The organism is Variovorax sp. GW458-11-26-14-LB1 (assembly GCF_059423965.1).
The window spans coordinates 62,359-83,319 of record NZ_JBWKYW010000019.1 but is presented as its reverse complement, the minus strand read 5'-3'; the positions used below and the strand labels follow the sequence as shown (position 1 = coordinate 83,319).

Here is a 20,961-nt window from a genome sequence, read left to right as displayed (position 1 = left end):
GATGGCGTGTGCGGGACGGGGCTCAGGGCAGCTCGCGCGAGCTGGTCGGGTCGGCGGTGGGCGGCAGCGCGCCGCGCAGCGGGCTGGGCGCGAGCCGGCGGTTGTCGGTGGCAGGGCGCGGCGGCGGGATGAGCTGCGTGCCTTCCATGCGGGTTTCGCTGGTCTTCTTGCCGCTGTCGCTGCTGTTGAGGCGGTTGATGCGCACCAGCGGCGCTTCGGGCAGCACGGGCGCCGAGTCGACACCGCGCAGCATGATGTTGTCGGTGTTGGGCTGCGTGCGCTGCTGCATGCCGCGGATCTCGTCGTAGCGGTCGTAGGCGAAGGCTTCGGTGGAGGCGCCGTCGCGCATCACGGCGGGGCGCAGGAACATCATGAGGTTGCTCTTGTCGCGCGTGCGCACCTCGTTCTTGAACAGGTTGCCGAGCACGGGGATGTCGCCGGCCACGGGCACCTTCTCGACGGTGTTGCCGTAGTTGTCCGACAGCAGGCCGCCGAGCATCACGAGGCCGCCGTCTTCCACCAGCACGCTCGACTCGATGGAGCGCTTGTTGGTGGTCGGGCCGTTGGGGTCCTTGGCCGTGTTCTGGTCGACCGTGGAGGTCTCCTGGAAGATGGTCATCTTCACGGTGCCGTTCTCGTTGATGGTCGGGCGCACGCGCAGCGTGAGGCCCACGTCCTTGCGCTCCACCGTGGTGAACGGGTTGATGCCGACCGAGCCCGAGGTGCTGGCGTACTGGCCGGTCACGAAGGGCACGTTCTGGCCGATGACGATCTTGGCTTCTTCGTTGTCCAGCGTCAGCAGGTTGGGCGTGGACAGCACGTTGGCGTCGCCGTCGCTGTTGAAGAAGTTGGCGATGGCACCCAGGATGTACTGGCCGCCGATCTTGCCGGCGATGCCCAGGTTCAGCCCGGTGGAGGGGCGGATGCCGGCCACGTCGCGCGTGGCCAGGGCCTGCGTCAGCGCCAGGATGTTGGCGCTGGCCAGGCTGGAGTTGGTGCCGATGACGGCGTTGTTGCCCAGCGCGCTTTGCCACTGCACGCCGAAGTTGGCGGCCTTCTTGGCGCTGACTTCGACGATGAGCGCCTCGATCATCACCTGCGCGCGGCGGCCGTCGAGCTTGTCGATCACGGCGCGCATCTGGCGGTACTGCGGCTCGGGCGCGGTGATGATCAGCGAGTTGGTGCTCGGGTCGGCCTGGATCTGGCCGCCGGTGGAGGGCTGGTTGGCGTTGTTCAGCGGCGCGTTGGCCGCGGCCGAACCGCCGCCCTGGGTGTTGTTGCCGCCGAAGCCGGCCTGCGTCATCGGCATGCTGGCCGGCGGCACCGACGAGCCGGCGCTGCCCGCGGCGCCGGGCGCGCCCGGCACCTGCGACTGCTGCTGGCTCGCGGCCATGGCGGCGCGCAACGTGGCGGCCAGGCGCACCGCGTCGGCGTTCTTCAGGTAGACCACGTAGATGTTGCCGGCCGCGCCGTTGCTGCTTTCGGCTGGCGCACGGTCGAGCTTCTCGACCAGCGTGCGCACGAGTTGCGCGCGCGCGGGGTTGGCGGCGCGCAGGATCAGCGAGTTGCTGCGCGGGTCGGCCATCAGCGTGGTGCGGAACGAGGCGTCGGCCCCGCCCGGTGCCGCCGCGCCCGGCGCACCCGCGCCGCCGCCTTCGACCAGCCGCGTGACCAGCGGCACCATGTCGGTGGCCACCGAATGCTTGAGCTGGATGACTTCGATGTCGGACGCGTTGGGCACGTCGAGCGACGCGATGATGCGCGCCAGCCGGCGCATGTTGTCGGCGTAGTCGGTGATCACGAGCGAGTTGTTGCCCGGGTTCACGTTGATGGTGTTGTTCGGCGGGATCAGCGGGCGCAGCACCGGCAGCAGGCTGTTGGCCGACTCGTAGTTCAGGCGAAAGATCTGCGTGACGATCTGGTTGCCCGCGGCCGCGCTGGCGCCGCCGATGGAGGTGTTGACGGTGCTGGTCTGCAGCTTGGCGTCGGCCTCGGGCACGACCTTGTACAGGCCGTCGGCTTCCACCACCGCGAAGCCCTGCAGGCGCAGCGCGGCGGCAAACTGGTTGAACGCGGCGGCCGGCGCCAGCGGGCGGTCGGTGACCAGGTTCATGGTGCCCTTGACGCGCGGGTCGACCACCACGTCGCGCCCGGTGACCACGGCCATGGTGCGGGCCACGGCCTCGATGTCGGCGGCGGCAAAGTTCAGCGTGATCGGTTCGCCGCGCCGCGGGGCGTCGCCGGTCTGCGCGTAGGCGGGCGGCAGCACCGGCACGAACGATGCCGCGATCAGCAGGCGTACCGCGAGCGCGACGAGGCCGGGGCGGGTGCCGGACGAGGACAGAGGCTTCTTCATGGTCGGATCAACCCAGGGTGATGATCGAGCGCGCACCGTCGCGCCGCCCGATGATGTTCAACAAATTGGAAAGTGCGTCTTCGCGGCCCGGTGCCGCACTGGCTTCGCCGTTGAAGCGCAACGCGGTGCCGCTCCAGCTGCCGCTGCCGTTCAGTTCGAGGCTGCCTTCGCGCGTGCTCAGCAGCAGCGTGGGGCGCGTGCCGCCTTCGAGCGACAGGCGGTAGCTGCCCATCGGCCGCAAGGTCGACAGGGCGGATGACACATCGGTGGCGTCGAGCGTGGCCTGGCCTTCGATGCGCAAGGCGGGGCCGTCCCACTGCATGGCGAAGGCGCGGGTATTGAGGTCGAGGGCGCCTTCGAGCTTGAGCGTGTTCCAGGGCGCGCCCAGGCCGGTGAGCAGCGTGGCGGGCCAGCGTGAGCGGGCGTCCTGCCAGGCGAGCTGCAGGCCGTTGGCGCGCGGGCTGGCCTGCAGGCCGAGGGGCTGCGCCGCGCAGCAGGAAAGATCAAGGCGTGCCGACAGACCGCGCCAGTTCGGCCACATGCGCCAGTTCAAGAGGCCGGGCAGCGAGACGGCCTGCGTGCCGCCGGCGCCGCTGGCGAACACGACGGCGGCGGTGCCGTTCCAGACCGTGCCGCGCGGGTTGACCAGCAGCAGGCGGCCTTGCGTCCAGCCCGAGAGCGCCGAGGCGAGCCAGCGTGCCGGTGCGAACAGCACGACCGCGACCAGCATGCCGGTCGCGGCGCCGAGCACGGCCCAGCGCCAGCTGCCGCGGCGCGGCTGGAGGTCGGGGACCGGGGGACGTCTCGCCATGCCGTGCGGTGCGTGGGGCTGCTTCAGCGCGGGGCGGGCAGCGCCATCACGAGCGTGCCGTCCCAGCGGGGTTGCGGAGGTTGGTCGGGCGTGGCCGGCGCGGGCTTGGCGCCCGGCGGCGGCGGTGCGACGGGCGCGCGCGTCAGGTGCACTTCGCGCGGCACGGCGTGGGCGTTGCCGCGCGCCTGTGCGAGCCATTGCGCCAGGTTCTGGGCGGGCGCGCCGCGCAGCGTGACGGTGGCGGCGCCATCGCCACCGGCCGTCATGAGCTGCGCGTTCGTGACGCCCAGGCCGTCGCGCACCGAGCTTTCGAGCGCGCGCAGGGCGTCGTCGCGCGCCAGGCGCGGTTGCGACTGCAGCGCCTTCGCGCGGTTCTGCAAGGTGGCCATCTGCTGGAGCTGGGCGTCGAGCCGTGCGTGTTCGGCCGGTGCCGCGGCCAGCGTGCGCAGCGCGGGGGCGAGCGCGATCCACCAGAGCAAGGCCAGTGCCACCAGCGCGACGGCGCCGATGACGAGGCGGCGCTCGCGCATCCCGAGGACGGCCCAGCGGGCCTTGAGTTGTTCGCTGAAGTTCATCGGTTGGCCTCGGCCTGCACCAGCAGCAGATCGCCTTCGGTGCGCACCTGGTAGCCGCGCGGCGACAGCGCGGCGGTGATCTGCGTGACCTCCTGCGGCTGCAGCCCGAGGCCGCGCAGCCGCAGCTGGCCGGCGCTGAAGTCGATGGCACTGGGCGAGCGCCCGGGCGGCAGGGCGGCGGCGATGGCGCCGACCATGGGTTCGAAATCGCTCGGCGCCACGTCGCCCACGGCCTGCTGCAGCGCGGCCACTTCGCGGCCCATCTGCAGCGGTGCGTCGACCACGATCTTCACTGAGGGAAAGGTCTGCGTCAGGATGGCGCGCGTGGCTTGGCGCTTGGACTCGAGCGCGTTGCGCTCCTTCCAGGCCCAGGCGTTCAGGCCGATCAATTGCGTCAGCAACAGCACCGCGACGCCCCAGCGTGCGGCGCGCCATTCGGGCGCGAAGCGAAGTGTTTGAAGCACCGACGCGAACTTCTTGCCGGCGCGCGCGCGGCCCGTCACGGCGAGGTCGAACTGCGCGAGCTCCCAGGGCGTGCGCGTGGCGTGCAGCCAGCGCTGCGGCGCCTGCACGATCGGCACGCGGCGCTGCAGCAGGTGCTCGGCGGCTTCGGCCACGGCGGGTTCGGTGGTGATGACGGCGGTGTCCAGCGGCAGGCCGTTCGACAGGGCCAGGCCCGCGCCGGCCAGCGGCAGCGAGACCACGCCATCGCCGTCGCAGACCGTGAGCTGCGGTGCCTCGGGCTCGCCCGTGACCTGCAGCAGCGGCGGCGCGTCGGCCGGCTGCGGCGTGAATTCGGGGACGATGCGCACGACGCGTCGGCCGGCCGCTTCGAGCCCCTGCACGACGCTGCGCAGCCAGATGCGGTTGCAGGCCGCGACCCACACCGGCTCGCCGGCCTTGGCGTCGGGCGCGAGCGCGAAGTGCAGGGCTTCCGGGTCGTCGAGCAGGTGCTCTTCGAGCAGGCCGTCGAGCACGGCGCGCAGCTTCGAGGTGCTGCCCATGCTGCCCTTGGGCAGCGTGACGCGGTGCCACGACAGCGCCGCGGACGGGATGCCGAGCGTGACCTCGGGGCCCGACGGCAACAGCGTCAGCAGCGCGCGGCCCTGGTCGCGCAGGGCGATGCCGTCCTCACCGGCCTGGGCCCAGTCGTACTCGCCCGCGGCATCGGCCGGAGGGAGGGGGGCAAGGAGCAGCAGCGGGGTCATGTCGGGGGGTGTCGGAAAAGCCGGTGATTGTAGGAGGGTGGCTTACAAGTTGTTGCTATTGTTTGAATAGCATATCTTGCAGAGACTACGTGCGTTTGACGGTGTTTTGATCAGAGAAAAGGAAAGCGGCGTCAGGGTTTTGCCGGGGGCATGGTGGCGCCCGCGCCACGGGTGCGCCAGACGGTGGTCACGGCCAGGCCCTTGCGAAAGAGCAGCGAATGCTCCTCGACCCAGGTGCGGTCCAGCCGCAGCCGGCCATACACCTCGAAATACTGGGTGCCCACACCGTGCTGGGCCGCATTGAAGCGCGAGCCGCCGCTGGGCAGGCCGGCGTTGGCTTCCTCGATGTTCTTGAAGAAGGAGCGGGTGCGCCGCTCCACCAGCTGGCGCGCGCTGGCGATGCCCAGCGATTCGACGCTCGCGCTGATGGCCTCGGCGCTGGCCGTGTTGAGGTTGAGCGTGGTGCGCTCCGGCAGGATCGTCACGTAGGGCTCGAGCGCGGCGGCGGTGGCGGGCGAGAGGCCGAGCCACACCAACTGCGCGACTTCCTGCGGCATCAGCGGGGCGGCGCCGGTGTCGGCGCTGGCATCGCCACCGCCGCTGCTGCCGCCACCGCCGCCACCGCCGCCACCGCCGCTACCGCCTGAGGCGGCGTCGGTGCTGCCGGTGTGCAGCGCGCTCGCGAGCCGTGCGGTCATCTGGGTCAGCTCGCCGGCCGGCAGGCCCAGCAGGTTGAAGAGGCGGGTGAAGGTCGCGACGCTGGCCGGCACCGGCTTGCCGGCGTCCACCAGCGACAGCACGTTCAGCTTGGACTGCGCGTCGACGATGCGGCCCGACAGGAAGGCGTCGGGCAGGCCTTCGAGGTTGTCGCTCGCCACGTTCTTTTCGGCCGACAGGAAGCTGGTGAGGCGGGCCTCTTCGAGCGGCACGGCCCACGGTTCGCCGAGGTGGTCGGGGCCGCCGGCGCGGCCGTCTTCGCCGAGGATCAGGCGCGACCAGTCGAGCGCGCCGATCAGCACCCAGGCCGCCTGCACGCGCGCGCGCTCGGCGCCTTCGACCTCGGCGGAGCGCCATTGCTGCCAGAGCGCGGCGGCGGAAAAGGTGGCGACCAGCATCACGGTCAGCATGGCGGCGAGCAGCGCGGCGCCGCGCTGGCGGCGTGTGCTGGTCACGCGATGGCGTTGCGGCGCGGTCATGAGCGCGGCCCCCCGAGCGTCGGGCGCACCCAGTCGCGCGTGAGCGTGCCCGAGAGCCCGTCGCCGGGCGGCAGGGTCAACACCAGCCGCACGCCGTCGGGCATGGCGATGAGCGCGCCGGCCGGGTTGGACGGGTTCGCCGCCGCCACGGGCAGCGGCTCTGCCGGCACCCAGGCGTTGTTGCGGAAGTACGCGAGCTGCCAGCTGTTGACCGGCATCAGCGCCACATCGGTGGCACCGCCGGTGGGCGCGGCGCCATCTTGTGCCCACGCCGCCGCGAGGTTCCAGGCCTGCACCCATTCGCCACGCGTGGCGAAGGGCGCCGACTGCCAGCGCCGCCAGCGCGTGCCGTCGGCGCCGGGGCGCAGCGTCCAGGCGACGACCTGCACGGTCGGCGTGCTGGTGTCGCTGCCGCGGCGCGTCATGCGCAGCACGCGGCCGTCCCAGTCGATCGGGCGGGTCTGCGCGAGCAGGGTGATGGCGTCGAGGTCGGCGCTCCATTGCGCGAGCGTGGCCTGCAGCGTGAGCACCGCGTCGGCGCGCTGCTGGTTCTGCGTGGTGGCGCGCGACATGCTGTCCAGGCCGCGCCAGCTCACCAGCGCGAGCAGCGCCATCACCGCGATGGCGACCAGCAGCTCGATCAGCGTGAAGCCGCGCGCGCGCGAAGGCTTCGTCATCAGACGCGCCCCACCACGGTCGACACGCGCAGCAGCGGTGCGCTGCCTTCGTCGCGCACCTGCACGTCGACGCGCCGGAAATTCGGATTGAGCGTGGGCACGGTCGTGGTCGTGACCAGGAAGGTGAGGCCGGCCTGCAGGCAGATGGAGCCCGAGTCGCCGACGGCCGGCATCTGCCGCGACAGGCGCGCCTTGGCGAGTTCGTTTTCGGCGCACAGGCCGGCCAGCACGAGGTCGGACTGGCGCTGCGCATTGCGCGTGAGCGACATCGTGGCCTGCGAGCCGGCCGCCAGCGCGAGCGCGACGATGCCCAGCGCGATCAGCACCTCGACCAGCGTGAAGCCATGGTTGTGCGCGGCGCGCCGCAGCCGTTGCGTCATGGCACGGCGAACACGGTGAAGGGCCGCAGCCCGTCGGTGGCAACGCGCAGCATGCGCGCGGGCGGGCCTTCGCTGTGCAGCATGACCTGCTGCGCCGGAATGATGGGGTCGGGCCCGAGCTGCAGCGCCGCCACCGGCGTGCCGCCGCCCAGCAGGGGCTGGGCCGTGATGCCGGCGTGGGTCCAGCCGGTGGGCAGCGCGTCGGCCGGTAGGCCGTCGAAAACGAAGCCGCCGCCTTCGACGAGGCGCCAGCGCACCATGACGCCGCTGGCGCGCGACTGGGCACGGGCCGATTCGAGCAGCGCGGCGAGGCGGTCGGCCTCGCGGTCGAGCGCGGCGGCGTTGGTGTCGCGCATCGCGAAACTCACGCTGGCGGTCGCGATGGCGATGATCGCGATCACCACGATCAGCTCCAGCAGCGTGAAGCCACGCGCTGCGCGAGGCGGTGGCAGCACCACGCGGCCGGGGGCGATGCGCTTACTGCCAGCTGCCGATGTCGGCATTCTTGCCCTCGCCGCCGCTCTGTCCGTCGGCGCCGAAGGAGAGCACGTCGATTTCGCCCTTGATGCCGGGGTTCATGTACTGGTACGGATGGCCCCAGGGGTCGTTGGGCAGCTTCTCGACGTAGGGCTTCCAGTTGGGCGCGGCCGGGCCCGCGGTGGGGCGGGTCAGCAGCGACTGCAGGCCCTGCTCGGCGGTCGGGTAGCGCTGGTTGTCGAGGCGGTAGAGCTTGAGCGCCTGCATCAGGTTGTTGATGTCGGTGCGGGCGGCGGTGACGCGGGCATCGTCGGCGCGCTCGATCACGTTCGGCACGATCAGCGCAGCGAGCACGCCGATGATGACAAGCACCACCATGAGTTCGATCAGCGTGAAGCCGCGTTGTGCGGTGCGGGAGACGGAACGAAGGAGTTTGTTCATAGCTTGCGGGGACATGAGGCAGTAAGCGCGCTGCATGATAATCCGCGGCCATGACAAGTCCTTACTCCGCAGCCCGCTGGCATGCCCCACTTGCAACGACGGGGCTTTGGGCGTTGGCCGCGGGCGCCGCGGTGTTCTGGGCGCTGCGGCTGGCGTCGCCGGCCGATGCCGTGGCAGCAGCGGCCACGATGCCGCGCGCGCCGGTGGCGGCCGATGCCGAGGCGGTGGCCCGGTTGCTGGGCGTGGTCACGGTGACGTCGAACGCCCCCGTGGCGCCGGAGGCCGCGAGCCGCTTCGCGCTGTCGGGCGTGGTGGCGGACCCGTCGAACCAGGGGGCGGCACTGATCTCGATCGACGGCAAGCCGCCGCGGCCGTTCCGCGTGGGTTCGAAGGTCGGCGAGAGCTATGTGCTGCAGTCGGTGGGCGTGCGCGCGGCGACGCTCGGTGCCCAGCGCGACGGGCCCGCGGCGTTCACGCTGCAGCTGCCGGTGCGTGCGCCGCTGAGCATGGGGCTTCCGACGCCGCCTGCCGGTCTGCCATCGGTGCAGTCACCTGCGCCAGCCGGGCCGTTGCCGGCCACGATGCCGACGATGGTGATGCCGCCGCCGCAACAGCAGCAACTTCCCGCCACGGCGGGCGCCGCGATGGAGCCACCGCCGCAGGCGCAGACCCCCGCGCAGTAAGCGCGGCGGTCTCTTTCTCTTCTCTTCCTTTCTTCAGGCCTGGAGGAACAGGCGGTAGGCCGGATTGGCCGTTTCCTCGACGCAGGGATAGCCCAGCGTTTCGAGGAAGCTGTCGAAGGCCGCCGACTCTTCGGCCGGCACCTGCAGGCCCACGAGGATGCGCCCGTAGTCGGCGCCCTGGTTGCGGTAGTGGAACAGGCTGATGTTCCAGTTCGGCCGCATCAGGCTCAGGAACTTGAGCAGCGCACCCGGACGTTCGGGGAACACGAAGCGCAGCAGGCGCTCGTCGTGCGCCAGCCCCGTGCGGCCGCCCACCAGGTGGCGCAGATGCTCCTTGGCGAGTTCGTCGTGCGTGAGGTCGAGTGCGTCGAAGCCGTGTTCGATGAAGACCTTCGCGATGGTGGCCGACTCGCCGCGTGCCGAGGTCGTGAGGCCGACGAACACGTGGGCCTTGGCGGCATCGCTGATGCGGTAGTTGAACTCGGTCACATTGCGTGGCGCGCCGCCGGCCGGCAGCTGGCTGATGAGTTCGCAGAAACGGCGGAAGCTGCCGCGCTCTTCGGGGATGGTCACGGCGAACAATGCTTCGCGTTCCTCGCCGACCTCGGCCCGCTCGGCCACGAAGCGCAGCCGGTCGAAGTTCATGTTCGCGCCGCACAGGATCGCTGCGTAGGTCTCGCCCTGGCGGCCATGCTCGGCGGCGTACTGCTTGATGGCCGCCACGGCCAGCGCACCGGCCGGCTCGACGATGCTGCGCGTGTCGACGAACACGTCCTTGATGGCGGCGCACACCGCATCGGTGTCGACCGAGATGTAGCTGTCGACCAGGTTCTGCGCGATGCGGAAGGTTTCCTCGCCGACAAGCTTGACGGCCGTGCCGTCGGAGAACAGGCCGACGTCAGGGAGGTTCACGCGCTGGTGCGCGGCGACCGATTGCATCATCGCGTCCGAGTCGTTCATCTGGACGCCGATCACCTTGATCTCGGGCCGAACGGCCTTGATGTAGTTGGCCACGCCGGAGATGAGGCCACCGCCGCCGATCGCCACGAACACCGCATCGAGCGGGCCCTGATGCTGGCGCAGGATTTCCATCGCGATGGTGCCCTGGCCCGCGATGACGTCGGGGTCGTCGAAGGGATGGACGAAGGTCAGGTTCTGCTGCGTCTGCAATTCGAGCGCATGCAGGTAGGCATCGGAATAGCTGTCGCCATGCAGCACGATCTCGCCGCCGAAACCACGCACCGCATCGATCTTCAATTGCGGCGTGGTCACGGGCATCACGATCACTGCGCGCGTGCCGAGCTTGCGCGCGCCGAGCGCAACGCCTTGTGCGTGATTGCCGGCCGAAGCGCAAATCACGCCGCTCGCCAATTGCGCTTTGCTCAGGTGCGCCATCTTGTTATAGGCGCCGCGCAGTTTGAAACTGAATACGGGCTGCTGGTCCTCGCGCTTGAGCAACACGGTATTGCCAAGCCGCTCGCTGAGCGCGCGCGCCTTCTCCAACGCGGACTCGACGGCCACGTCGTAGACCCGCGCATTGAGGATTTTTCTGAGATAGTCGGCGGGCGTTAACGCCGCAGTAACAGGTGCATTGCGCAAGATCTTTTCCAGGGAGTTTTCATTTGCTAACCATCAATCATAAGAGGCATCGGTATTGCATGCGGGGAATGGCATGGACACAAATGTCATAAACCTATTCCGCAAGGCTCCTGCTGCAAATGATTCCGGTTTTTTTGCGCGCACCTATCCCGCGATTCATGCGCCCGCTAATTCACTAACAGTTGGGCAGAATTTGTTATCAGTTTCTGTCAGTGACCTTTCGAAGGGACTGATGCAGGCCGAGGCCGCGCGCGTGCAACGCGGCGAAATCGGACGGCCCACATGGCAGGTCATGGGCAACAGATTGCGTGCGCACATCGTTCCGTTGCTGGGCGATGTGCCGGTGGCCGTGTTCGCGACCGCAGACGTGCAGCGCCTGATCGATCACCTCGGCGAACAAGGCTTCACCAGCACGACGATCGCGCAATACCTCGTGTTGCTCCGCAAGGTGGTCATGCATGGCGTGCACGTCGGGGCATTGCGCGAGGCCCCGGTGTTCCCGAAGGTCAAGGTGCGCAGCCAGCCGCGCGGCAGCTTCAGCGTGGCGGAGTACCGTGCGCTGATCGCGGCGGCGCGCAGCTTGCGCGGCCATTCGCACCCGGTGCTGGACCAGCTGACGGCCGGTGAACGTTTCTGGATTGCTCGTGAGTTGCTCGTCATGCCCGACGAGCTGCCGTGGCTGATCCGCTGGATGGTCAACACCTTCGTGCGTCCCAGCGACATCAAGCTCATGAAGCACAAGCACATCGAGGTGGTGCGAGGCAAGCATGTCTACCTGCGGATGAACCTGCCGGAGACCAAGCGGCACAGCCAGCCCATCGTGAGCCTGCGACCTGCCGTTCGTGTCTATGAATGCCTGGTCGCGTACCGCGAGATCCATGGTTTCGGCGGGGCGGAAGACTACATCTTCATGCCGCACCTGAAGAACCGCGAGCACGCGCTGGCGGTTCTCAATTTCTTCTTTCACTGGGTGCTCGAAAAGACCGGTCTCGAGAAAGGACCGCTGGGTCAGTCGAGGACGCTGTATTGCTTGCGCCATACGGCCATCACGTTGCGGCTCCTGTATGGGCAGGGGATCGACATGCTGACGCTGGCACGCAATGCACGAACGAGCGTCAACATGGTCGAGCGTTTCTACGCATCGGTGCTGAGCGGAGAAATGAATGTGGGGCTGCTGCAGAGCAGGCGTGGCCGGATGAATTGAGGAAGGACAAAAAGCCGCCCGGCTTGAACCGGGCGGCTTGAGTGTTTGCAGATTCAAACTGGCGTGGGCCAGCATGTGAATCGACAGTGAACGATCAGAAGGCGTGACGGATGCCGAAGTCGTAGCCCGTCGAGGTCTTCGGCGTGAAACCGTTGCCGGTGCCTTGGAAGCTCGGGCCACCGACGGTCAGCGATGCGCCGTTCTTGTTGCTCACGCGAGCAACGGTGGCGTACAGGGCCGTGCGCTTCGACAGGTTGTGCACGTAGCCGATCGCCAGCTTGTTGGCCTTCTTGTCGGCGGGCAGCACTTCCCACGGGTTGCGGGCAACCAGGTTCTCGTCGTACTTGACGCTCGAGTACGAAGCGCGGATCAGGCCAGCACCGACCGGCACGGTCACGCCGAGCAGGTAGCCGGTCAGGTCGATGTCGGGACGGCCGCCGAGGTACGGTTCGACTTCGTAGTCAACCTTGTTCTTGGCGCGCGACAGTTCACCGAACAGCTTCACGGGACCGAAGTCGTACGAAGCGCCCAGGTTCAGCGTGTTGACCTTGGTGGTCGTGCCGACGTAGAACTGGTCACCCACGGTGCTGCTGCCATAAGACAGCGCAACGTCCAGGGGGCCGTTGGCGTAGCCGAAGCGACCGCCGACATAGCGACCGGTGCGCGAGGCGTTTTCCGCGAGGGGCGTTGCGGTGCCGGGGCTGTACTTGGTCTTCTCGTGGAAGCCGTACATCACCTGGCCGTAGAAACCGCCCAGGTTCGGCGGCAGGAAGTAGCCGATGCTGTTGCCGGCGCGAACGTAGTTGCTGCCACCAGCATCGGGGAGCTGCGGAACGTTCTTGAGGGCATCGGGGAGCTTCTTGCCGTCGGCATAGCCGGTGAAGCCGCCGAATGCGCCATTGGCTGTGTTGACCAGGTTGGAGCCGACGCCATTGGTGCCGAACGGGTCGAACACGGTGTCGTTCCAGAACGTCGGGGTGTAGTCGCGGCCGAGGCGGACTTCACCGAACCCGCCCGACAGGCTCACGGTCGAACGGCGCGTGAATGTCGAGACGCCCGTCTGGCCGTCGTCGTTGCTGATCGGGGCCTCGAGCCAGAAGCTGGCGGCCAAGCCACCACCGAGGTCTTCCGTGCCACGGAAGCCCAGGCGGCTGGAGTTGTAGCCCGAGTGGGCCAGTTCGCGGCGGCTCGCCTTGATGCTGCCGCGGTTCAGGTAGAACGGGTTGTAGATGGGGAAGCCGAGCCTGTCGTACGTGACGCCATTGCCCAGGTCCCGCGAGGTGGACGAGTAGCCGCTGATCGACGCGTCGACCACACCAAACAGCGTGACGGACGACTGAGCCGAGGCAACACCGGCAACAGCCAGGGCAGCCAGAGCAGCTGCCCTTTCGCAGTGGACGGCTAGAGTGGTGCGGCCATCGAGGCGCACAAAGAAAAAAGCCCCGAGTCTTGCGACTCGGGGCTAAATCCACCAATTGGAAGGGTGGAGGAGACAACTGGGTGTGCACCATGAAGTGCGCAGCAATGAAATAGAGTATACCCACCCTTTGTTGCGATGCAACAAGCAGGCGATGCTTTTCCCACACACAAGTTGATGTTTGGTGCGCATTTTTCCGCACGAATTCATCCCAATTGGAGCTGAACACCATGGAATGCACAGTAAGTTGGACCGGTGACGCAGGCACCCGATCGGCCATGGGCTTCGTGGCCGAGACCGGCAGCGGCCATGTCCTGATGATGGACGGCGCCCCGGACGCGGCTAAGCCCGAGAACGGCGGCCAGAACCTGGCGGCGCGGCCGATGGAAACCGTGCTCGCGGGCACGGGCGGTTGCACCGCCTACGACGTGGTGCTCATATTGAAGAGGGGGCGCCATCGCATCGAGCGCTGCAGCGTCAAGCTGACCAGCGAGCGCGCCGAGAAGGATCCCAAGGTCTTCACGAAGATCCACATGCACTTCACCGTGGCGGGCAAGGGGATTCCGGCCACCGCCGTGGAGCGGGCGATCGCTCTCAGCCACGAAACCTACTGCTCCGCCAGCATCATGTTGGCGAAGACGGCGGAAATCACGACCAGCTTCGATCTGATCGAGACCTGAAAACCCCGTTGGATGGCGACCGAAGGCCCTAGATTCGGTGGGCGACGGTCGTCATGATCCGCGATGCCAAGCGCATCAGGGCCTTGGCCGGGGCCGGCAGTTCCGCGGCGCCCGCGTCGACGGCCTGCGTGGCATGGCGGGCTTCGTCGATCTTCATCTGCTCGACCACGGCGCGGGACGCGTGATCGGTCGACGGCAGGCGGTCCAGGTGGCTTTCGAGGTGCGCTTCCACCTGGCGCTCGGTCTCGGCGACAAAGCCGAGGCTCAAGGGATCGCCCAGGCGTCCGGCAATCAGGCCGAGACCGAAGGCGCCTGCATACCAGAGTGGGTTCAGGAGGGACGGGCGGGCGCCCAAGTCGTCCAACCGCTGCCGGGTCCAGGCCAGGTGATCGGTTTCTTCATGCGCGGCTTCCAGGAAGTGCGCACGCAGCGCCGGGTCCCGCGCCACGGCGGCCTGGGCGGTGTACAGCGCCTGGGCACAGACTTCGCCGACATGGTTCACGCGCATCAGCGCACCGGCCTCGCGGCGCTCCGATTCGCTCAATTCACCTTGCGGCTGGATCGCGGGCGGAAGCGCCCGAGTGGCGTGAGATCGGGCAAAAAGCGTGCGCAAAGCCGCATCGGCGGCTGTGAGGGCAGGGTCGAGCAGGGCGGTCATGGGTCTATTTGAACGCACCTGTCCGGCGATGCAAGAACAGCACATTTCGTTTCATATCGTGGCAAAACCACCCGTCTAAGTCCTTTGTTGCACGACTGCAACGAAACACGCGGGGCTTCCAAGATTTAGGGCGATTTGTTTTGCCCTGCCGCAGCGGCTCTGGTGCAATAGCATCAACTTCCCAAAAGGAGGTTGGCCCGGGGTCCGGTGGGAGCACAAAAGTGCCAGTCACGGTGAGCCCTTCGCACCGGAGCCCTATGTTTAACCTTGGAGAAACTTGCAATGAAAAAATCTCTAGTTGCTCTGGCTGCCCTGGCTGTTGCCGGTGTTGCCTCGGCTCAGTCGTCCGTCACGCTGTTTGGTGTGGTCGACGCGTCGATCAGCGGCTACTCGTCCACCTCGCGTGACCTGAACGGTGCCACCTTCCTGAACCCGTTCTACCTGAACAAGGGCAGCGTCAAGGCAAGCCGTCGCGAACTGGCTAACTCGGGCTACAACTCCAGCCGTCTGGGCTTCCGTGGTACGGAAGACCTCGGTGGTGGCCTGGCAGCCAGCTTCTGGCTCGAAGCTCCGATCAGCAACGACAACGGCCAAGAAGGCATCGCCACGTTCGCACGTCGTTCGACCGTGAGCCTGTCGGGCGGTTTCGGTGAAATCCGTCTGGGCCGTGACTACACCCCGACGTTCTGGAACGACACCGTGTTCGATCCGTTCGGCACCAACGGCGTTGGCACCAACCTGATCTCGACGGCTAGCGGCTCGTTCGGCGCATTCGGCACCCCCGCTGCTTCGACCGCTCCGTTCACCAACGTTGGCACCAGCAACTACGTTCGCGCCAGCAACACCATCGGCTACTTCCTGCCGCCGAACCTGGGTGGTTTCTACGGTCAAGTGCAGTACGGCTTCGCTGAGAAGACCAAGTACAGCCCTGGCCTGGCAACGCCTGATGTGGCTAACAGCCAGCGTCAAGGTCGTTACGTCGGCGGTCGCTTCGGCTACGCCAACGGCCCCCTGGACGTTGCTCTGGCTTACGGCAGCAGCACCGTGGGTGACCAGTTCTACGTCGGCACGACCACCAAGGTCAACACGCTGAACCTGGGCGCTTCGTACGACTTCGGTCCCGTGAAGCTGTTCGGTGAACTGTCGCGCGCCAAGAACAAGGTTGACTACGAAGTCACCCCGTTCGCCGGTGGCCGTCCTGACATCGACCTGACCGGTTACCTGCTCGGCGTGACCGTGCCGGTCGGTGCTGGCCTGATCCGCGCTTCGTACTCGAGCGTCAAGTACGACTACAACCAGCCCGCAGTGCTGTTCCAGCCCGCAGTTGCTGACCCGAAGGCCAACAAGCTGGCTATCGGCTACGTGCACAACCTGTCGAAGCGCACGGCTCTGTACGCTACCGTTGCTCGCGTGAGCAACAAGAACGGTGCTTCGCTGACCGTCGGCGGCCCGGCTTTCGTGACCACGGGTGGCTTCACCCCGAAGACCTCGACCGGCTACGACTTCGGTATCCGTCACGCTTTCTAATTTGATGCTGGCGCAAGCCAGCTTCGAATCGAAAGACTGAAAGCCACCCGGCGCAAGCCGGGTGGCTTTTTCTTTTGGCGCGCGCCTGTTCTCACTCGTAAAAATTGCGCCTCCACCCCCGGGGAACCCCCGTGCGGGCACGCTGTTTGCACTGCTAGCATGCCGCGATCACTCTTGTTGCTGAATGACTGCCTTTGTACTGCGCCGCCTGATCCAGGCCGTGATCGTGATGATCGCGGTTGCGTTCATTGCCTTCCTCCTCTTTCAATATGTCGGCGACCCGGTCGTGTTCCTGCTGGGGCAGGATGCCAAGCCCGACCAGATCCGTGAAATGCGCGCCGCATTGGGGCTCGACCGACCCTTCTTCGTGCAGTTCTGGCACTTCCTCGTCAACGCCGCGCAAGGCGAATTCGGACTGAGCCTGCGCCAGGGCGCCAAGGTGTCGCGCCTGATCGGCGAGCGCTTCCCGGCCACGCTCGAACTCGCGCTCGTGGCCGCGGCCCTGGCGTTGTTCGTCGGCATTCCGATGGGCGTGTACACCGCCCTGCGCCGTGGCACCTTCATGAGCCAGGTGTTCATGACCGTCTCGCTGCTCGGCGTGTCGCTGCCCACCTTCCTGATCGGCATCCTGCTGATCCTCGTCTTCGCCGTGACGCTGGGCTGGTTCCCGAGCTTCGGGCGCGGCGACACCGTGCAGTTCGGCTGGTGGACCAGCGGCCTGTTCAAGGCCGACGGCTGGCACCACATCATCCTGCCCGCGGTGACGCTGGCGATCTTCCAGCTCACGCTGATCATGCGGCTGGTGCGCGCCGAGATGCTCGAGGTGCTGCGCACCGACTACATCAAGTTCGCGCGCGCACGGGGCCTGTCGAACCGCGCGATCCACTTCGGCCACGCCCTCAAGAACACGCTGGTGCCGGTCATGACCATCACCGGCCTGCAGCTCGGCGGCCTGATCGCCTTCGCGATCATCACGGAGTCGGTGTTCCAGTGGCCCGGCATGGGGCTGCTCTTCATCCAGGCCGTGACCTTCGCGGACATCCCCGTGATGGCCGCCTATCTGTGCCTGATCGCACTGATCTTCGTGGTGATCAACCTCGTGGTCGACCTGTTGTACTTCGTGGTCGATCCCCGGCTGCGCGTGGGCAAGGCGGGAGGCCATTGAGGTGAGTGTCGCAACCGCTGCCGCAACGCCGCGCCTGCAGGCCTCCGGCCGGGCCTTCGCGCACATCGCCAGCTTCTACCCCGAGATCACGGCCTTTCGCCGCGACCTGCACGCCCACCCCGAGCTCGGCTTCGAAGAGGTCTACACGGCGGGCCGCGTGCGCGAGGCGCTGCGCGCCTGCGGTGTGGACGAGATCCACGAGGGCATCGGCAAGACCGGTGTCGTCGGCGTCATCCGCGGCAAGTCGACGGCCAGCGGCCGCATGATCGGCCTGCGCGCCGACATGGACGCGCTGCCCATGCGCGAGGACAACGACTTCGGCTGGCGCTCCGCCAACGACGGCCTGATGCACGGCTGCGGCCACGACGGCCACACCGCCATGCTCGTCGGCGCCGCGCGCTACCTGGCCGAGACGCGCGACTTCGACGGCACCGCCGTGCTGATCTTCCAGCCCGGCGAAGAAGGCTTGGCCGGTGCGCGCGTGATGATCGAAGACGGCCTGTTCGACCGCTTCCCGGTGAACGCCGTCTACGCCATGCACAACTGGCCCGCGATGCCGGCCGGCACCGTCGGCATCAACCGCGGCGCGATGATGGCCGCGGCCGACCGCGTGACGATCGAGATCAAGGGCAAGGGCGGCCACGGCGCGCATGCCTACCAGACCATCGACCCCGTCGTGGTGGCCGCGCACATCATCACCGCGGCGCAGACCATCGTGTCGCGCAGCGTGCGCCCCATCGACGCAGCTGTCGTCAGCATCTGCGCCGTGCAGGCCGGCGATCTCGGCGCGATGAGCGTGATCCCGGGCGAGGCCACGCTGGTCGGCACCGTGCGCACCTTCAGCGCGCGCGTGCAGGCGCAGGTCGAGCAGCGACTGAGCGAGCTGTGCACGGCCATTGCCGCCGGCTTTGGCGCGACCGCGACGATCAAGTACGAACGCATCTACCCGGCCACGATCAACACCGCGCCCGAAGCGATGTTCGCGGCCGACGTGGCGCAGGCGCTGGTCGGCGCGAAGAACGTCGATCGCAACCTGGAGCCCAGCATGGGTGCCGAAGATTTTTCCTTCATGCTGCAGAAGAAGGCCGGTGCCTATCTGCGCATCGGCCAGGACGCCCGCAGCGGCGCCTTCCTGCACAACAGCCGTTACGACTTCAACGACGAGATCCTGCCGCTGGGCGCCGCTTTGCATGCGGGCCTGATCGAGCAGGGCATGCCGCTGGCTGCTACCCGCAGCCTGCAGCCAGGGAAAGCCGCCGCCACCGCGGCGCCGTGATGTGTTCGATTTCAACCCGAGGAGTGTTCCCATGAGTTTCAAGAAGCAAGCGGCTGCGGTCGCTGTCCTGTGCGCCCTGGGCGCCGTCAGCATGGTCGCCAGCGCGCAGACCATCCGCATCGCGAACCAGGGCGACGCCCTGTCGCTCGACCCGCACTCGCTCAACGAGTCGCTGCAACTGAGCGTCACCGCCAACGTCTATGAAACTCTCGTGGGCCGCAACAAGGACCTGAGCCTGGCGCCGCTGCTGGCCACGAGCTGGAAGCAGACCTCGCCGAACGTGTGGCGCTTCGAACTGCGCAAGGGCGTGGTGTTCCATGACGGCACGCCGTTCAGCGCCGACGACGTCGTGTTCAGCTTCGCGCGTGCGCAGGGCGACGGCTCCGACATGAAGGCCACGCTCAGCGAGATCAAGGCCGTGCGCAAGGTCGGCGACCTCGCCGTCGAAATCGAGACCAACGGTCCGTTCCCGATCCTGCCCGACGTGATCTCGCTCACCATGATCATGAGCAAGAAGTGGTGCGAGGAAAACCAGGCCACCAAGCCCGTCGACCGCCGCAAGGGCATCGAGAACACCGCCTCGTTCAAGGCCAACGGCACCGGCCCGTTCCGCGTGCGCGAGCGCCAGCCCAACGTGCGCACGGTGTTCACGCGCAACGGCACCTACTGGGGCAAGATCGACGGCAACGCGCAGGAGATCGTGTTCACGCCCATCGCCAACCCCGCGACCCGCGTGGCCGCGCTGGTCTCCGGCGAAGTCGACGTGATGGAGCCCGTGCCTGTGCAGGACATCGCGCGCATCAACGCCGCGCCCAACGCCCGCGTCATCACCGGCCCCGAGATGCGCACCATCTTCCTGGGCATGGACCAGAAGCGCGACGAGCTGCAGTACTCGAACGTGAAGGGCAAGAACCCGTTCAAGGACAAGCGCGTGCGCCAGGCCTTCTACCAGGCCATCGACATCGCCGGCATCCAGCGCACCGTGATGCGCGGCGCCTCCAAGCCCACCGCGCTGCTCGTCGGCCCGGGCATCAACGGCTGGACCGCCGACCAGGACAAGCGCTTGCCTTTCGACGTCGATGCCGCCAAGAAGCTGCTGACCGAAGCCGGCTACCCCAACGGCTTCGAAGTCTCGATGAACTGCCCGAACGACCGCTACGTCAACGACGGCCAGATCTGCCAGAGCGTGGCCGCCAACCTGGCCAAGATCGGCGTGAAGATCAACCTCGTGGCCGAGACCAAGGGCACCTACTTCCCGAAGATCCTGCGCCGCGACACCAGCTTCTACATGCTGGGCTGGACCCCGACTACCTACGACTCGCACAACGCGCTGAGCTCGCTCACCTCGTGCCCCGACGACAAGGGCACGGGCCAGTTCAACCTGGGCGCCTACTGCAACCCGAAGCTGGACGAGTTGACCAAGAAGATCCAGTCCGAGTCGGACAAGGCCAAGCGCAACGAGATGATCAAGGAAGCCTTCAAGGTCCACACCGACGACATCGGCCACCTGCCGCTGCATCAGCAGTCGCTGGCCTGGGGCGTGAGCAAGAAGGTCGAGCTGGTGCAGCTGGCCGACAACTTCATGTACTTCAAGTGGATGAGCATCAAGTAAGTCGACCGTGGGCCGCTGCCTGAGCGGCCCGACCATGGGCCCGCTTCTTGCGGGCCCATTCTTTTTTGCCTCACGATGAAAAATAACCCCCACGCGGCCCGGCGATGAAAAAAACCCTTGCTCGCTGGCTCGACAGCGATGTCGGCTACAGCTTCCGCACCTCGCCGGTGGCGATCGCCGCCGCCGTCATTGCGCTGGTGTGCGTCTTCTGTTCGGTGTTCGCCGGATGGGTGTCGCCGCACAACCCCTTCGACCTCGCCACCCTCGAACTCGGCGACGCCCGCCTGCCGCCGGCGTGGAGCGCCGAAGGCTCCACCAAATACATCCTCGGCACCGACGACCAGGGCCGCGACATTCTTTCGGCCGTGATCTACGGCGCCCGCATCTCGCTGATCGTCGGCGTGGTGTCGGTGGTGCTGTCGGTCGTGGTCGGCGTGGTGCTCGGCCTGCTGGCCGGCTTCTTCGGCGGCTGGCTCGACTCCTTCCTCATGCGCGTGTGCGACGTGATGCTGTCGTTCCCGCCGATCCTCGTGGCGCTGCTCATCGCCGGCGTCGGCCGCGCGCTCTTTCCGGGCGCGCACGAGTCGCTGGCCTTCGGCGTGCTGATCATCTCGATCTCGCTCACGGGCTGGGTGCAGTACGCGCGCACCGTGCGCGGCTCCACGCTGGTGGAGCGCAACAAGGAATACGTGCAGGCCGCGCGCGTCACTGGCGTGGCGCCGCTGCGCATCATGCTGCGCCACGTGCTGCCCAACGTGATGGGGCCGGTGATGGTGCTGGCCACCATCCAGGTCGCGACCGCGATCATCACCGAGGCCACGCTGTCGTTCCTGGGCGTCGGCGTGCCGCCGACCTCGCCTTCGCTGGGCACGCTCATCAGCATCGGCAACCAGTACCTGTTCTCGGGCGAATGGTGGATCACGGTGTTCCCGGGCCTGATGCTGGTGCTGATCGCACTCAGCGTGAACCTGCTCGGCGACTGGCTGCGCGACGCGCTCAATCCGCGCTTGCGCTGAACA

At 67.5% G+C, this 20,961-nt stretch carries 20 protein-coding genes; 8 read left to right on the top strand and 12 right to left on the bottom strand.

Annotated features, from left to right (window positions below):
• Positions 1–22: 22 nt before the first annotated feature.
• The 9 genes from gspD to gspG form a co-directional block, all read right to left on the bottom strand.
• Positions 23–2,356, bottom strand: a complete 2,334-nt coding sequence (gspD, locus tag AC07YS_RS15010; RefSeq protein ID WP_495269841.1) for a type II secretion system secretin GspD — start codon at positions 2,354–2,356, stop codon at positions 23–25.
• 7 nt (positions 2,357–2,363) lie between these two features.
• The gene (gene gspN / locus AC07YS_RS15005; protein ID WP_495269840.1) at positions 2,364–3,167 is read right to left on the bottom strand and encodes a type II secretion system protein N; all 804 of its coding nucleotides are present in this window, start codon (positions 3,165–3,167) and stop codon (positions 2,364–2,366) included.
• 23 nt (positions 3,168–3,190) lie between these two features.
• Entirely contained in the window at positions 3,191–3,742 is a 552-nt protein-coding gene (locus AC07YS_RS15000; protein WP_095948277.1) for a type II secretion system protein M, read from the bottom strand.
• On the bottom strand, positions 3,739–4,950 hold the full coding sequence (gene gspL, locus AC07YS_RS14995) for a type II secretion system protein GspL (protein WP_495269856.1): 1,212 nt from the start codon (positions 4,948–4,950) through the stop codon (positions 3,739–3,741). The genes AC07YS_RS15000 and gspL overlap by 4 nt, the downstream gene beginning before the upstream one ends.
• A 131-nt stretch (positions 4,951–5,081) precedes the next feature.
• On the bottom strand, positions 5,082–6,146 hold the full coding sequence (gene gspK, locus AC07YS_RS14990; RefSeq protein WP_495269955.1) for a type II secretion system minor pseudopilin GspK: 1,065 nt from the start codon (positions 6,144–6,146) through the stop codon (positions 5,082–5,084).
• The gene (locus AC07YS_RS14985; RefSeq protein WP_159273966.1) at positions 6,143–6,823 is read right to left on the bottom strand and encodes a PulJ/GspJ family protein; all 681 of its coding nucleotides are present in this window, start codon (positions 6,821–6,823) and stop codon (positions 6,143–6,145) included. The genes gspK and AC07YS_RS14985 overlap by 4 nt, the downstream gene beginning before the upstream one ends.
• Positions 6,823–7,203 (bottom strand): type II secretion system minor pseudopilin GspI, encoded by a 381-nt coding sequence (gene gspI / locus AC07YS_RS14980; protein WP_495269956.1) that lies wholly within the window; start codon positions 7,201–7,203, stop codon positions 6,823–6,825. The genes AC07YS_RS14985 and gspI overlap by 1 nt, the downstream gene beginning before the upstream one ends.
• Positions 7,200–7,706, bottom strand: a complete 507-nt coding sequence (locus AC07YS_RS14975) for a prepilin-type N-terminal cleavage/methylation domain-containing protein (protein WP_159273968.1) — start codon at positions 7,704–7,706, stop codon at positions 7,200–7,202. The genes gspI and AC07YS_RS14975 overlap by 4 nt, the downstream gene beginning before the upstream one ends.
• Positions 7,681–8,121: a type II secretion system major pseudopilin GspG gene (gene gspG, locus AC07YS_RS14970; RefSeq protein ID WP_056573020.1), complete on the bottom strand. Its 441-nt coding sequence runs from the start codon at positions 8,119–8,121 to the stop codon at positions 7,681–7,683. The genes AC07YS_RS14975 and gspG overlap by 26 nt, the downstream gene beginning before the upstream one ends.
• 50 nt (positions 8,122–8,171) lie before the next feature.
• Here gspG and AC07YS_RS14965 point away from each other — a divergent pair, with 50 nt between their 5' ends.
• Complete coding sequence (locus AC07YS_RS14965) at positions 8,172–8,804, top strand: type II secretion system protein N (protein WP_492686216.1); 633 nt, start codon at positions 8,172–8,174, stop codon at positions 8,802–8,804.
• 33 nt (positions 8,805–8,837) lie between these two features.
• Here the strand turns inward: AC07YS_RS14965 and ilvA are convergent, their stop codons facing one another.
• Entirely contained in the window at positions 8,838–10,403 is a 1,566-nt protein-coding gene (gene ilvA / locus AC07YS_RS14960; RefSeq protein WP_253252430.1) for a threonine ammonia-lyase, biosynthetic, read from the bottom strand.
• A 73-nt stretch (positions 10,404–10,476) separates the two neighbouring features.
• Between ilvA and AC07YS_RS14955 the strand changes: the two genes are divergently transcribed.
• Entirely contained in the window at positions 10,477–11,607 is a 1,131-nt protein-coding gene (locus AC07YS_RS14955; protein WP_495269957.1) for a site-specific integrase, read from the top strand.
• 94 nt (positions 11,608–11,701) lie between these two features.
• Here the strand turns inward: AC07YS_RS14955 and AC07YS_RS14950 are convergent, their stop codons facing one another.
• Positions 11,702–12,982, bottom strand: a complete 1,281-nt coding sequence (locus tag AC07YS_RS14950) for a porin (protein WP_495269965.1) — start codon at positions 12,980–12,982, stop codon at positions 11,702–11,704.
• A gap of 272 nt (positions 12,983–13,254) precedes the next feature.
• Between AC07YS_RS14950 and AC07YS_RS14945 the strand changes: the two genes are divergently transcribed.
• Complete coding sequence (locus tag AC07YS_RS14945) at positions 13,255–13,704, top strand: OsmC family protein (protein ID WP_493196057.1); 450 nt, start codon at positions 13,255–13,257, stop codon at positions 13,702–13,704.
• 28 nt (positions 13,705–13,732) lie between these two features.
• On the opposite strand, the gene coq7 is transcribed toward AC07YS_RS14945, so the two are convergent.
• Positions 13,733–14,362, bottom strand: a complete 630-nt coding sequence (gene coq7 / locus AC07YS_RS14940; RefSeq protein ID WP_495269958.1) for a 2-polyprenyl-3-methyl-6-methoxy-1,4-benzoquinone monooxygenase — start codon at positions 14,360–14,362, stop codon at positions 13,733–13,735.
• A gap of 282 nt (positions 14,363–14,644) precedes the next feature.
• Here coq7 and AC07YS_RS14935 point away from each other — a divergent pair, with 282 nt between their 5' ends.
• From AC07YS_RS14935 to AC07YS_RS14915, 5 genes are all read left to right on the top strand, one after another.
• Positions 14,645–15,889 carry a porin gene (locus AC07YS_RS14935; RefSeq protein WP_492686214.1) on the top strand — a complete coding sequence of 415 codons (1,245 nt, stop codon included), beginning with the start codon at positions 14,645–14,647 and terminating at the stop codon, positions 15,887–15,889.
• A 184-nt stretch (positions 15,890–16,073) separates the two neighbouring features.
• Positions 16,074–17,054: an ABC transporter permease gene (locus tag AC07YS_RS14930; RefSeq protein WP_056573001.1), complete on the top strand. Its 981-nt coding sequence runs from the start codon at positions 16,074–16,076 to the stop codon at positions 17,052–17,054.
• A 1-nt stretch (position 17,055) separates the two neighbouring features.
• A complete protein-coding gene (locus tag AC07YS_RS14925; RefSeq protein WP_095948285.1) occupies positions 17,056–18,330 on the top strand; it encodes a M20 aminoacylase family protein in 1,275 nt (424 codons plus the stop codon).
• Between the two features lie 31 nt (positions 18,331–18,361).
• A complete protein-coding gene (locus AC07YS_RS14920) occupies positions 18,362–19,942 on the top strand; it encodes an ABC transporter substrate-binding protein (RefSeq protein WP_070060000.1) in 1,581 nt (526 codons plus the stop codon).
• Between the two features lie 104 nt (positions 19,943–20,046).
• The gene (locus tag AC07YS_RS14915; RefSeq protein ID WP_095948286.1) at positions 20,047–20,958 is read left to right on the top strand and encodes an ABC transporter permease; all 912 of its coding nucleotides are present in this window, start codon (positions 20,047–20,049) and stop codon (positions 20,956–20,958) included.
• Positions 20,959–20,961: the final 3 nt, after the last annotated feature.

Coding starts and splice junctions, on each gene's coding strand:
- gspL (WP_495269856.1), bottom strand. CDS start 4,950: ATGACCCCGCTGCTGCTCCTTGCCCCCCTCCCTCCGGCCGATGCCGCG.
- AC07YS_RS14915 (WP_095948286.1), top strand. CDS start 20,047: ATGAAAAAAACCCTTGCTCGCTGGCTCGACAGCGATGTCGGCTACAGC.
- gspG (WP_056573020.1), bottom strand. CDS start 8,121: ATGAACAAACTCCTTCGTTCCGTCTCCCGCACCGCACAACGCGGCTTC.
- gspI (WP_495269956.1), bottom strand. CDS start 7,203: ATGACGCAACGGCTGCGGCGCGCCGCGCACAACCATGGCTTCACGCTG.
- AC07YS_RS14930 (WP_056573001.1), top strand. CDS start 16,074: ATGACTGCCTTTGTACTGCGCCGCCTGATCCAGGCCGTGATCGTGATG.
- AC07YS_RS14975 (WP_159273968.1), bottom strand. CDS start 7,706: ATGCCGACATCGGCAGCTGGCAGTAAGCGCATCGCCCCCGGCCGCGTG.
- gspK (WP_495269955.1), bottom strand. CDS start 6,146: ATGACCGCGCCGCAACGCCATCGCGTGACCAGCACACGCCGCCAGCGC.
- AC07YS_RS14920 (WP_070060000.1), top strand. CDS start 18,362: ATGAGTTTCAAGAAGCAAGCGGCTGCGGTCGCTGTCCTGTGCGCCCTG.
- AC07YS_RS14935 (WP_492686214.1), top strand. CDS start 14,645: ATGAAAAAATCTCTAGTTGCTCTGGCTGCCCTGGCTGTTGCCGGTGTT.
- AC07YS_RS14955 (WP_495269957.1), top strand. CDS start 10,477: ATGGACACAAATGTCATAAACCTATTCCGCAAGGCTCCTGCTGCAAAT.
- AC07YS_RS14965 (WP_492686216.1), top strand. CDS start 8,172: ATGACAAGTCCTTACTCCGCAGCCCGCTGGCATGCCCCACTTGCAACG.
- gspN (WP_495269840.1), bottom strand. CDS start 3,167: ATGGCGAGACGTCCCCCGGTCCCCGACCTCCAGCCGCGCCGCGGCAGC.
- gspD (WP_495269841.1), bottom strand. CDS start 2,356: ATGAAGAAGCCTCTGTCCTCGTCCGGCACCCGCCCCGGCCTCGTCGCG.
- AC07YS_RS14985 (WP_159273966.1), bottom strand. CDS start 6,823: ATGACGAAGCCTTCGCGCGCGCGCGGCTTCACGCTGATCGAGCTGCTG.
- AC07YS_RS15000 (WP_095948277.1), bottom strand. CDS start 3,742: ATGAACTTCAGCGAACAACTCAAGGCCCGCTGGGCCGTCCTCGGGATG.
- AC07YS_RS14945 (WP_493196057.1), top strand. CDS start 13,255: ATGGAATGCACAGTAAGTTGGACCGGTGACGCAGGCACCCGATCGGCC.
- coq7 (WP_495269958.1), bottom strand. CDS start 14,362: ATGACCGCCCTGCTCGACCCTGCCCTCACAGCCGCCGATGCGGCTTTG.